The 12,273-nt window shown below is 67.4% G+C and carries 11 protein-coding genes; 8 read left to right on the top strand and 3 right to left on the bottom strand.

Annotation, left to right across the window (positions count from 1 at the left end; genetic code table 11):
* Positions 1-21: 21 nt before the first annotated feature.
* Both BN984_RS14470 and BN984_RS14465 read right to left on the bottom strand, forming a co-directional pair.
* A complete protein-coding gene (locus BN984_RS14470; protein ID WP_008093541.1) occupies positions 22-558 on the bottom strand; it encodes a DUF7122 family protein in 537 nt (178 codons plus the stop codon).
* Positions 555-1,496 carry an RsmB/NOP family class I SAM-dependent RNA methyltransferase gene (locus BN984_RS14465; protein WP_049968500.1) on the bottom strand — a complete coding sequence of 314 codons (942 nt, stop codon included), beginning with the start codon at positions 1,494-1,496 and terminating at the stop codon, positions 555-557. Before BN984_RS14465 ends, BN984_RS14470 begins: the two co-directional genes overlap by 4 nt.
* Before the next feature lie 165 nt (positions 1,497-1,661).
* Here BN984_RS14465 and BN984_RS14460 point away from each other — a divergent pair, with 165 nt between their 5' ends.
* The 8 genes from BN984_RS14460 (at position 1,662) to BN984_RS14425 (ending at position 10,129) form a co-directional block, all read left to right on the top strand.
* Entirely contained in the window at positions 1,662-2,408 is a 747-nt protein-coding gene (locus BN984_RS14460) for a proteasome assembly chaperone family protein (protein ID WP_049968499.1), read from the top strand.
* 116 nt (positions 2,409-2,524) lie between these two features.
* Positions 2,525-3,220: a nucleotide exchange factor GrpE gene (gene grpE / locus BN984_RS14455; protein WP_049968498.1), complete on the top strand. Its 696-nt coding sequence runs from the start codon at positions 2,525-2,527 to the stop codon at positions 3,218-3,220.
* A gap of 132 nt (positions 3,221-3,352) precedes the next feature.
* Positions 3,353-4,123 (top strand): alpha/beta hydrolase, encoded by a 771-nt coding sequence (locus BN984_RS14450; protein ID WP_181950713.1) that lies wholly within the window; start codon positions 3,353-3,355, stop codon positions 4,121-4,123.
* A 190-nt stretch (positions 4,124-4,313) separates the two neighbouring features.
* Entirely contained in the window at positions 4,314-6,185 is a 1,872-nt protein-coding gene (gene dnaK / locus BN984_RS14445; RefSeq protein WP_008093531.1) for a molecular chaperone DnaK, read from the top strand.
* 145 nt (positions 6,186-6,330) lie between these two features.
* The gene (dnaJ, locus tag BN984_RS14440; protein ID WP_008093529.1) at positions 6,331-7,488 is read left to right on the top strand and encodes a molecular chaperone DnaJ; all 1,158 of its coding nucleotides are present in this window, start codon (positions 6,331-6,333) and stop codon (positions 7,486-7,488) included.
* Between the two features lie 52 nt (positions 7,489-7,540).
* Entirely contained in the window at positions 7,541-7,861 is a 321-nt protein-coding gene (locus tag BN984_RS14435) for a cupin domain-containing protein (protein ID WP_008093527.1), read from the top strand.
* A gap of 109 nt (positions 7,862-7,970) precedes the next feature.
* Positions 7,971-8,678, top strand: a complete 708-nt coding sequence (locus tag BN984_RS14430) for an AMP-binding protein (RefSeq protein WP_008093524.1) — start codon at positions 7,971-7,973, stop codon at positions 8,676-8,678.
* A 143-nt stretch (positions 8,679-8,821) separates the two neighbouring features.
* Positions 8,822-10,129 (top strand): dicarboxylate/amino acid:cation symporter, encoded by a 1,308-nt coding sequence (locus BN984_RS14425; protein ID WP_008093522.1) that lies wholly within the window; start codon positions 8,822-8,824, stop codon positions 10,127-10,129.
* Positions 10,130-10,150: 21 nt separating this feature from the next.
* On the opposite strand, the gene BN984_RS14420 is transcribed toward BN984_RS14425, so the two are convergent.
* Positions 10,151-12,154 carry an AMP-binding protein gene (locus BN984_RS14420; protein WP_049968496.1) on the bottom strand — a complete coding sequence of 668 codons (2,004 nt, stop codon included), beginning with the start codon at positions 12,152-12,154 and terminating at the stop codon, positions 10,151-10,153.
* Positions 12,155-12,273: the final 119 nt, after the last annotated feature.

The raw sequence follows: 12,273 nt of genomic DNA, 5'->3' as shown, positions 1-12,273 counted from the left end.
CCGCGCCCCGGTCGCTGCTGGCTATTTCGGTTTGACGAGCTCTTCTTGCCGACCCTTCGGGACCGTCGAGCGGAGTTCCCCGTGGAGGTAGAGCCCGACGCCGAGGGGTTCGAGCTCGCCGGCGATTTCGTGGGCGGCGGTGAGGTAGCCCCAGTCACCCTCCCACCGGTCGAGCTGTTGGTCGTGGCCGTCGACGAACGCCTTCGCCTCGCCGGGGCTCAGTTCGATGACGTTCTTCGTCGCGTCGCCGCAGAACCGCTGGACCGCGTTGGTCGAGGGCTTCCAGTGGCGCTGACGGGTCCGCAGGATGCGCATTCCGAGCCCTTCGACTTTGATGGGGTCGACGACCTCTCCGTGGAACGCCCAAATCTTGCCCGCGCCCTTCTCCCAGAACGTGTAGCCGTCGAAGACTGCCGGGGCGACGCCGAACCGCTCTTCCCACCAGTCGACGACCTCCTCGCGGGAGGGCCGCCCCTCGACGACGCGGTCGTCGGCCGTCGGCGGCAGGCGGTCGAACTGCTGGCCCCAGTTCTCGTCGGGGGCGGTGTCGTCGCTCATGCGTTCACCTCCAGTTTGGCAGTGAAGAAGCCGCCCGTGTCGTTGTGGTGCGGGTAGACGCGGCGGGCCTTGGTCACCGACGGGTCGTACTCGTCGCCCTCCCACTCGGTGATGCCGGGCGCGGTCTCGAAGCCGTCGGGGACGTCCCACTCGACGACCTCGCAGTCCTCCCGTTCGAGGACGAAGTCGAGGATGGCCTCGTTCTCCTCGGGCGCGAAGGTACACGTGGAGTAGATGACGGTGCCGCCGGCTTTCGTCACCTGCACGGCGCGCCGGAGAATGCCCTTCTGGATGCCGGCGACGCTTTTGACGTGGTTCATCGTCCACTCGTCGAGCACGTCGGGGTTCTTCCGGCAGGTGCCCTCGCAGGAACACGGGGCGTCGACGAGGACGCGGTCGAACTGCTCGAACGACCCGGACTTCTCCGGGGTCCGCTCGCCGAAGGGCTTCATCGAGAAGTTGCGGGCGTCCTGATTCGACACGACGAGGTTGGTCACGCCGAGGCGTTCGGCGTTGTGGCGGAGCGCCGACAGCCGCCCGAGGTTGTTGTCGTTGCCGACGAGGACGCCCTCGTCGTCCATCATGGCGGCAATCTGGGTCGTCTTCGACCCCGGTGCGGCGCAGGTGTCCCAGACGCGCTCGCCCGGTTGCGGGTCGAGGGCGATAGCCGGGAGCGCCGACACCTCCTCTTGGCCGTGGAGCCAGCCGTGGAAGTACGGCCAGTTCGTCCCCGGGCTGCTGTCTTCGAGCTTCAGGATGCCGGGGTGCCAGTCGGTCGGTTCGTAGGCGACGCCCTCGTCGTCGAGCGCCTCGCGGGCGCGCGTCACCGTCGTCTTGATGGTGTTGACGCGGACGACGGAGGGAAGCGGCCGCTCGCAGGCCGCGAAAAAGGCCTCCTCGTCGTCCACGAGCGGCGCGTACCGCTGGAGCGGGTTCATGACACTCGATTCCGCGGGGGCGCGCTTGTCGGTTTCGGAGTCGTCGGGTGACGGGTCCGGGGCCGACGGGAGGCGACGCCGGACGGTTCACGGACGCGGGCCAGTCGGCCGATGACGACGCAGTCACCCGTCGGATTTACCTCGCCCCGGCGACCATGTTCACGTATGGCACGCATTCGCGTCCTCGCGGAGGAACTCACCGACGAACTGGAGTCGCCGACGCTGGTCGAAGGACTGCCGGGCGTCGGGTTGGTCGGCAAAATTGCGGCCGACCACTTGGTGGAGGCGTTCGACATGACCCACTACGCGGACGTGTTCTGCGAGGGCGTCCCGAAGGTTGCGGTCTACATGAAGGACGACCCGACACTCCACCCGCCGGTCAGGCTCTACGCCGACGCGGAGCGGAACCTGCTCGTCCTCCAGAGCGACATCCCCATCCGGCCCGACGCGGCGACCGGACTCGCCAGCTGTCTCGGCCCGTGGTTCGAAGAACTCGGCGTGCTCCCCGTGTTCCTCTCGGGCATCGCCCACGAGAAGTCCGAGGACGTGCCCGCGCTCTACGGCGTCGGCACCGACGGCGCGACGTCGCGGCTCGAAGACGCCGGCATCGACCGTCCGACGGAGACCGGCCTCGTCTCGGGACCGACGGGCGCGCTCCTGAGCAACGCCGTCTCGGTCGGCCGCCCGGCGCTCGCGTTGGTCGTCGAGTCGGACCCGCAGTTCCCTGACCCCGAGGCGGCCCGGGTCATCATCAAACGGGGCATCGAACCGCTCGTCGGCGTCGAGGTCCCCGTGGACGACCTCGTGGACAGCGCCACCGAGATACGGCAGGCGAAAGAGCAGTTGGCCCGTCGGATGCAGCAGTCCGACGAAGAGAGCACGCAGGCCCGGCCGCTCGGGATGTACCAGTAAGGTCGCTGTCGGTCGATGGCGGCGGGTATCGATCCGCGCGGCCGCCCCACGGTGAGAAACGTTTCGGCCGGCCCGCAGTCTACACGTTTAAGCCGCGCCGGCCACTTCTCCCGCCCATGAGCGACGACCCTGCCGAGTCGGCCACGGACGCGAACGCAGAATCCGAGCCCGACGCGGCACCCGACGCAGCGGCGCAGGCGGCCGAAGACGCGGCGACGGACGCCGAGGGCGAGGCGTCGAGCGGCGAGTCGGCGGCCGCGGACCCCGACGCGACGGGTGACGGGCCGGCCGTCTCCGACCGCGTCGCCGAGTACGACGACGACCTCGCGGCCGAGGTCGCGACGCTCGAAGCCCGCGTCGCCGACCTCGAAGCCGAGCGCGACGACGCCGAAGCGACGGCCGAGGAACTCCAGTCTCGCCTCAAGCGCACGCAGGCGGACTTCCAGAACTACAAGAAGCGCGCGAAGAAGCGACAGGACCAGATAAAAGAGCGCGCCACCGAGGACTTCGTCGAGCGCGTCGTCACCGTCCGCGACAACCTCGTCCGCGCGCTCGACCAGGACGAGGACGCCGACATCCGCGGCGGCCTCGAATCGACGCTCAAGGAGTTCGACCGCATCCTCGAAGACGAGAACGTCGAAATCATCGACCCCGAACCGGGGACGGACGTGGACCCCAACCGCCACGAGGTGATGATGCGCGTCGACAGCAACGAGCCGGCGGACACCGTCGCCGACGTGTTCCAGCCCGGTTACGAGATGGCCGACAAGGTCATCCGCGCCGCGCAGATCACGGTCAGTAAGGGCGAGTAGTCGCGAGCGACACAGCTGTCTCCCCGCGACCGGCCACGGTGACCTGACGCGCCGCCGATCCGGGGAGGACTTTTGTTCTCACCTCGCAATCACTACGGCATGCGACTTCGTTCCCGTCGGCGGCGGCCGACCGTGCGCGTCACCCAACACGGTGACCCCGGCGACGACGACCTGCTTTTCGTCCTCGGATGGGGCAACAAGCCGGGTCACCGGAGCGTCGAGTGGCTCCTCGACCGCCTCACTTACGAGGGCTACCACGTCCACGCCGTCGAACTCCCGACGAACGGCTGGGAGTTCGAGGGCCAGTACGTGAGCCCGGTGCGGGCGTACGCGGTCGACCGCGACATCGACCTCGTCCTCAGCCACAGCACCGGCGGCCTCGTCGCCGCCCACCTCGACCTCGCGGTCCGGAACGTCTTTTTGAGCCCGTGGTGGGGGACCGCGACAGCCGGCCTCGATGGCCTGCTGCTCCCCGTCGTCAGGCGGTTGCCGACGACGCGCCCGCTCGTCCCCGCGGGCATCTCTCGTACGGACCTCGGCGAACTGAAACTCGCCGCCGAACTGGCCGACGGCCCGGACAACGCCTCGCCCGCCTTCCTCCGCATGATTCACGGCGCGCAGGAGTCGCTGCCGCCGTTCCGTCCCGACGACGTGGTCTTCGTCTCGCTGTCGGACCGGGTCGTCGACGTCCGCGCAATCGGTGACCGGACCCCCGCGTCGAACCTCGTTCCGTACGACGGCGGCCACGAGTTCTTCGCCAGCGAGGGCAGGGAGCGGACGCTCTCGGTGGTACTCGACGCCCTCGACGGGGTGGACCCGTCGTCGCTCCGACTCGGCGGTGCGGGCGCGCCCGGCTCCGACGACTCGACCGACGGGACGGAGCGACCGCAGTCGATGGACTGAGACGCCGCCGCCCCCGACGGCGACTCTGCCGGACGCGACGCTGGCGACGCGGTCGGCGGTTCTACATAAATCGACCGACCTGTTTCGACGCGAGAACGCAAAATCGCAAGACAGCGTCGGCCTCGGTGCGCGCCGTGTGTCGCAGTATCTAGTAACCTTTAACCGGCAAAAGACGGTATTTGCGGGCAAGATGGCGAGCAACAAGATTCTGGGTATCGACCTCGGCACCACGAACAGCGCGTTCGCGGTGATGGAGGGCGGCGACCCGGAGATTATCGTGAACGCAGAAGGCGACCGAACCACCCCCTCCGTCGTCGCGTTCACCGACGACGGTGAGCGGTTGGTCGGCAAGCCGGCGAAGAACCAGGCCATCCAGAACCCCGAGCGCACGATTCGGTCCATCAAGCGCCACATGGGCGAGGACGGCTACACCGTCGACATCGAGGGCGAGGAGTACACGCCGGAGCAGATTTCGGCGATGATTCTCCAGAAAATCAAGCGCGACGCCGAGGACTACCTCGGCGACGAACTGAAGAAGGCCGTCATCACCGTCCCCGCGTACTTCAACGACAAACAGCGTCAGGCGACGAAGGACGCCGGCGAAATCGCGGGTCTCGAGGTCGAGCGCATCGTCAACGAGCCGACCGCGGCTTCCATGGCCTACGGCCTCGACGACGAGTCGAACCAGACCGTGCTCGTCTACGACCTCGGGGGCGGCACCTTCGACGTGTCCGTCCTCGACCTCGGGGGCGGCGTCTACGAAGTGGTCGCCACGAACGGGGACAACGACCTCGGCGGCGACGACTGGGACGAGGCCATCATCGACTGGCTCGCCACCGAGTTCAAGAACGACCACGGTATCGACCTGCGCGAGGACCGACAGGCCCTCCAGCGCCTCAAGGACGCGGCCGAGGAAGCCAAAATCGAGCTCTCCTCGCGCAAGGAGACGACCATCAACCTCCCGTTCATCACGGCGACCGACTCCGGGCCGGTCCACCTCGAATACGACCTGACCCGCGCGAAGTTCGAGTCGCTCACGTCGGACCTCATCGACCGGACGGTCGAGCCGACCGAGCAGGCGCTCGAAGACGCCGGCTACGACAAGGGAGACATCGACGACGTCATCCTCGTCGGCGGCTCCACCCGGATGCCGCAGGTCCTCGCCAAGGTCGAAGAACTGCTCGGCTCCGAGCCGAAGAAGTCCGTCAACCCCGACGAGGCCGTCGCGCTCGGCGCGGCTATTCAGGGCGGCGTCCTCGGCGGCGAGGTCGACGACATCGTCCTCCTCGACGTGACGCCGCTGTCGCTCGGTATCGAGGTCAAAGGCGGCCTCTTCGAGCGCCTCATCGAGAAGAACACGACGATTCCGACCGAGGAGTCGAAGATATTCACCACCGCGGCCGACAACCAGACGACGGTGCAGGTCCGCGTCTTCCAGGGCGAACGCGAGATGGCCGAGGACAACGAACTCCTCGGGGAGTTCACGCTCTCCGGCATCCCGCCGGCCCCCGCGGGCACCCCGCAGATCGAAGTCGGCTTCAACATCGACGAGAACGGCATCGTCAACGTCTCCGCCGAGGACAAGGGCTCCGGCAACGCCGAGTCCATCACCATCGAGGGCGGTGCGGGCCTCTCCGACGACGAGATCGACCGCATGCAGCAGGAGGCCGAACAGCACGCCGAAGAGGACAAAGAGCGTCGCCGCGCCGTCGAGGCCCGCAACGAGGCCGAGGGCGCGGTCCAGCGCGCCGAGACCCTCCTCGAAGAGAACGAAGAGAACGTCGACGACGAGCTCCGCGCCGACATCGAGGCGGCCATCGAGGACGTCGAAGCGGTCCTCGAAGACGACGACGCCTCCACGGACGAACTCGAAGACGTGACCGAGGACCTCTCGAAGGAACTGCAGGAAATCGGCAAGCGCATGTACCAACAGCAGGCGCAGGCCGGCGGTGCCGGCGGCGCTGGCGCTGGTGCGGGCGCGGCCGGCGGTCCCGGCGGTGCGGACCCCGAGGACTTCGTCGACGCCGACGCGGACTTCGACGAGGAAGACGAGGACAAGTAATCGACTGACCGACTCTCGGGTCGCCGAGAGACCCGATGCCGGCGGTCGAATCCGGTCGAAACCCCGGGTTTGACGGCGCTCGCACTCGCCGCGATACGAGAGACGGACTTTTCAAATACCTTCACCGGCTACAAGAGAGCAACTGATGAGCGAGGACTTCTACGACGTACTCGGGGTCTCGCGGGACGCCTCGAAAGACGAGATCAAGAACGCGTACCGCAAGAAGGCCGCGAAGTACCACCCCGACGTTTCCGACGAGGACGACGCCGAGGAGAAGTTCAAGAAGGTCCAGAAGGCAAAGGAGGTGCTCACGGACGACGAGAAGCGGCAGATGTACGACCAAGTCGGCCACGAGCGCTTCCAGCAGTCCCAGAAACGCGGCGGCGGTGGCGGCGGCCGCGGGGGAGGCAATCCCTTCGGCGGCGGCGGCAACCCGTTCGGCGGGATGGGCGGCGGCGGTGGCGGCTTCGAGGACATCTTCAACAACCTCTTCAACGGCGGCGCGGGCGGCCAACAGCGAAACCGGCCCCAGCAAGGCCGCGACGTGGCCCAGCGCATCTCCATCGACCTCGAAGACGCCTACCACGGCGTCGAGCGCGACGTGACGATTCGCCGCCGCGAGGTCTGTCCCGAGTGCGACGGCGAGGGCCACCCCGAGGACGCCGACGTGAACACGTGTTCGGAGTGTAACGGCTCGGGCCAGCAGACGACGGTCCAGCAGACGCCCTTCGGCCGCGTCCAGCAGACGACGACCTGCCGCGCCTGCGGCGGCGAGGGCGAGACCTACAGCGAGGACTGCTCGGAGTGTCGCGGCAGCGGGCGCGTCCGCCGCACTCGCGACGTGACCATCACCATCCCCGCCGGCTTCCGCGACGGCCAGCGCCTCCGCTACCGCGGCGAGGGCGAACCCGGCGAGAACGGCGGCCCCAACGGCGACCTGTTCGTCGAGGTCAACGTCCGCGACCACGAGGAGTTCGAGCGCGACGGCGACGACCTCCGCTACACCCACCCCATCTCCTTCCCGCAGGCCGTCTTCGGCGCGACCGTCGAGGTGCCGACGCTCGACGGCGAGGAGGAACTGAAAGTGCCCGCGGGCACCCAAAGCGGGTCGACGTTCACCGTCTCCGGCGCGGGGATGCCGCACCTCGACCGCCGGGGTAACGGCGACCTGCACGTCGAGGTCCACGTCGTCACGCCCGAGGACCTCAACAAGGAACAGCGCGAGGCGCTCAAAGAGTTCGCCGAGGCCGGCGGCGAGGAGGTCAAAGAGGGCCTCTTCCAGAAGCTGAAGAACTCGCTGTAACGGATTTCCGGCACCACCACGCTCTCTTGTCCGGCGGCCGTCAGTTCAGGCGATGTCATACACGAAAGCGAACTACGAGGACGTAGACGCGGTCGGCGGCGGCCTCCATTTCTTGCGAGACGAACTCGACTGCGTCGAACTCGGCTTCAGCGTGTTAGAGACCGACCCCGACTGGTCCGGCAAGCCGCACGACCACGCCGAACAGGGCCACGAGGAAGTGTACTACCTCGTCTCCGGCGAGGCGACGCTCGTCGTCGAAGACAAGAAAGTCGACCTCGAACCCGGTGATGCCGTGCGCGTCTCGCCCGAGGACACCCGCGAACTCCGAAACGGTCCCGAAGAGAGCACGTTCGTCATCGCGGGCGCGCCCTGATCCGTCGCGCTGGCGTCGTCTCGGCGTCGCTCGCCCAGACACCCGCCGCGTTCTCGGACCGCGAGAGCGCCTCGGGGCCTTTTTTCGCGCCGACTCCCTACGACCGGCCATGGACGTTATCGGCGACCTCATGGCCCGCGACCGGCGGAGCGACCGACTCGCCCTCCGGGTCGACGGCCCCGGCCGGACCTACACGTACCACGACCTCATCACGACCTCGTACAAGGCCGGGAACGTCCTCCGCTACCTCGGCGTCCGCAAGGGCGCTCGCGTCGCGGTCGACCCGGTCTCGCTCCCCGAACCGCTGTTGACGTTCCTCGGGGCGGCCCAACTCGGCGCAGTGACCGCGTTCGACCCGGCGGTCGAGGCGCGAGCGACCGTCGTCGCCGTCGACCGCGAGACGGAGTTCGCCGACCTGCCGCCGGGACAGAAACTCGCCGTGTTCGGTGGTCCGCCGAGTTCGCCCGCGACGACGCACTGGGAACAGGAGGTCTGGAGCGAGAACCCGGCAGTTCACCCGGAAGTCGTCGCGCCCGACGACCCGGCGCTCGTCGCCGACGACCGCGAGTTCACACACGGCGACCTGCTCGACGCGGCCCGCGAGGTCGTCGCCGACTTCGACCTCGGCGTGGACGACACGGTCGCGGTCCGGTCGTCACTCAGCCACCCGGGAACCGTCGTCGCCGGCGTGCTCGCCCCGCTTCTCGCCGGTGGGACGATTCGAATCCCCGCGGGCGACGAGGCCGTCGAAGCCGCGCTCGCAGTCGGCGACGGGGTTCCCGAGTCGGTCGCGCTCGCCCCCGACGACGCGTGCTGACGACGGCGTCTGGGATGGAAAGTACTCATCGAATACTCCAACTATTGTCTCATATTTGAGCTTGAATTCTACCTCAGTGTTATATTCAGAATTCTCACCGCTATATTTATATTCTGGCTGTATAGTTAGTGCAAACACGTTACATGTCACAGTCTGGCATCGTGTCACTCTGGAACCGGTATCGTTCGGTTGGCATCGTCTACCGAATCGGGGTCGCGTTCGTCCTCGGGTCGCTCGTCGGCCTCGTCGTCGGCGAGCCGGCGACGGCCCTGAAACCGGTCGGCGACCTGTTCGTCCGACTGCTGAAGATGCTCATCGTCCCTATCGTGGTGTTCACGCTCCTGATGGGCGTTCGACAGCTCTCGCCGTCGTCGCTCGGTCGCGTCGGTGCGCAGGTAGTCGGGCTGTACGCGCTCACGTCCGCGTTTGCGGTCGCCATCGGACTCGGCGTGAGCAACCTTGTCTCCCCCGGCTCCCGCGGGCTCGAAGAGCTGCTCACCGGTGCTGAAGCCCAGAGTGCGGAGGCCCCGGACGCCATCGAGGTCATCCTCAACATCGTTCCGACGAACCCCGTCGGCGCGATGGCCGAGGGCAGCGTGCTCCCGACCATCTTCTTCGTCGTCGTGTTCGGTCTCGGCCTCACGCTGGCGTGGGAAGAGACGGACGACGAGGAGGTCAAACGGGGAATCGAGACGTTCTTCGACCTCGCCGACGCGGGCGCAGAAGCGATGTACAAGGTCGTCTGGGGGGCGATGGAGTTCGGCGTCCTCGGCGTCTTCGCGCTCATGGCGAACGTCTTTGGCACCGCCGGCGTCAACGCTATTCTGCCCTTCGCGCTCCTCATCGGAACGATGCTCCTCGCGGCCGTCGTCCACATCGGGGTCGTCTACCTCGGCGCGTTCGTCGTCGGGGTCGCGGGGCGGTCGCCGGTCGCGTTCCTCTCCGGTGCGCGCGACGCGATGGTGACCGCGCTGAGCATCCGGTCGTCGTCCGGAACGCTCCCGGTGACGATGTCCGACGCGGACGACAACCTCGGCATCGAAGAACGCATCTACGGCTTCACCCTCCCGCTCGGTGCGACCATCAACATGGACGGCACGGCGATGTATCAGGGCGTCGCGGCCATCTTCGCGGCGAACATCGTCGGCGTGAACCTCTCTCTGGCCGACCAGTTCGCGGTCGTCGCGGTCGCCGTGCTGGCGAGCATCGGGACCGCCGGCGTGCCCGGGTCGGGTCTCATCATGCTCACGCTCGTCTTGACCCAACTCGGCCTGCCGCTCGAAATCGTCGGTCTCGTCGCCGGCGTCGACCCTATCCTCGACCGCATCCGGACGATGGTGAACGTGACTGGCGACCTCGCGGTGACGACCGTCGTCGCCACGTGGAACGACGCGGTCGACTTCACCGCCGACGCGTGGAACGACGGCGTCGGCGCGGCGCTGTCCGACTGAACGAAGGCGAAGAAACCCGTCTCAGGACGCCTGCTCTATCTTTTCGAGCGCCTCGGGGTTCTCGATACTGCTCATGTCGCCGAGGTCCTCGCCCGCGTAAATCGAGGCGATGGCGCGGCGGATAATCTTCCCCGACTGCGTCTTCGGGAACTCGTCGACGAACAGGATTTCGCGCGGGCGGAACGGCTTGCCCAACTCGTCGCCGACGACGCCGCGAAGCGCCTCGCGGAGGTCGTCGCTCTCCTCGACGCCGTCTTCGAGGACGACGTAGGCGACGACGGCGGTCCCGGTGGTGTCGTCGGGGACGCCGACGGCGGCGGCCTGATTCACCGCGTCGTGTTCGATGAGTGCGCCTTCGACCTCGGCGGGGCCGACCTTGCGGCCGGCCACGTTGAGGGCGTCGTCGGCGCGGCCGTGGAGGAACCAGAAGCCGTCTTCGTCTTTCTGCGCCCAGTCGCCGTGGTCCCAGAGGCCGTCCCACGACGACCAGTAGGTGTCGAGGTAGCGCTCGTCGCCCTCCCAGAGGCTCTTTGTCATCGACGGGCAGGAGTCGCGGGCGACGAGGAAGCCCCGTTCGTGGGTGTCGGCGATGGACTCGCCCGAGGAATCCACGATGTCGATGTCCATCCCGAGGCCGGGGCCGCCGAGCGAGCAGGGCTTGAGCGGTTGGGTCGGCATCGGCATGAGGAAACAGCCGCAGATTTCGGTGCCGCCGGAGATGTTGATGATGGGTGCCTCGCCGCCGCCGACGCGCTCGTAGAACCACATCCACGACTCGGGGTCCCACGGCTCGCCGGTCGACCCGAGCAGGCGGAGGCTCGACAGGTCGTGTCTCTCGACCTCCTCGTCGCCGTACTTCCGCAGGGCGCGGATGGCCGTCGGCGAGATGCCGAAGGTGGTGATTCGGTGGCGCTCTATCATGTCCCAGAAGCGGTCCGGGTTCGGGTAGTCGGGCGCGCCCTCGTACATGAAGATGGTGCCGGCGAACGTGTGGTTCCCGATGAGCGTCCACGGTCCCATCATCCAGCCGATGTCGGAGACCCAGAAAAAGCGGTCTTCGGGCTTCTGGTCGAAGCCGAAGTGAATCTCCTTCGCGGTCTGCATCTGGACGCCCGCGTGGGTGTGGACGATGCCTTTCGGCTTGCCGGTCGTCCCCGAGGAGTACAGGAGCATCGACTCGGCGTCCGACGGCAGGCGCTTCGTCTCGTACTCCGGTTCGGCCTCGCCGACGGTGTCTTCCCACCACTCGTCACGGCCCTCGGTCCACGGCACGTCGTCGCTATCCCCGCTTTCGTCACCGAACCGCCGGTAGACGACGACGTTCTCGACACAGCCCGCTTCGTCCATCGCCTCGTCGGCGGTCGTCTTCAGTCGGACCTCCGAGCCGCGACGGTAGAAGCCGTCGGCGGTGAAAAGCACCGAGCACTCGGGGTCTTCGAGGCGGGTCGCGGTGGCGTCGACGCCGAACCCGGAGAAGATGGGGACGGCTATCGCGCCGACCTTGAAACAGCCGTAGAGGATGGAGATGACTTCGGGGACCATCGGCATGTAGAGGCCGACGGTGTCGCCGGTTTCGACGCCGTACGATTCGAGGACGTTGGCGACGCGGTTGGCCTCGCGGTAGAGGTCGTGGTAGGTCCGCTGGACGACCTCGCCGTCTTCGCCCTCCCAGATGCAGGCGACGCGGTTCCGGTTCCCGGAGTCGACCGCGGCGTGGCGGTCGAGGGTGTTGTGGGCGACGTTGATTTCGCCGCCGGGATACCAGCGGGAGAACTGCGGCCCCTCCGAGTCGTCGCGAACCGCGTCGTATGCCTCGTAGAAGTCGATGTCGAGGTAGTCGACGAGCTCGTCCCAGAACCACTCGACGCCCGAGGCACCGACGCCCGGAACCTCGGTCGTCGTCCGCTCGATGAGTTCGTCGTAGTCCTCGATGTCGTGTTCCCGCATGAATCGGGTGACGTTGGCGTCCTCGACGAACGCCGGGTCCGGTTCGTGCACCACGGTGTCGGTGTCGGGTACGTCCATGAATCGAGGTACCGCGACCGCGACTATGAATCTTTAGTGTTCTTTCGTTGAGTTCGCCGGACGCGGCGGGAATCGTCGTATCGGCCCGAGTCGTTTTTGTCGGCCGGTGTGCTACGAGT

Origin of the sequence: Haloferax prahovense (assembly GCF_000723845.1) — an archaeon.
Taxonomy (GTDB): Archaea; Halobacteriota; Halobacteria; order Halobacteriales; family Haloferacaceae; genus Haloferax; species Haloferax prahovense.
Note: the sequence above shows the minus strand (reverse complement) of the source record. Positions and strands in the feature narration are given on the sequence as shown.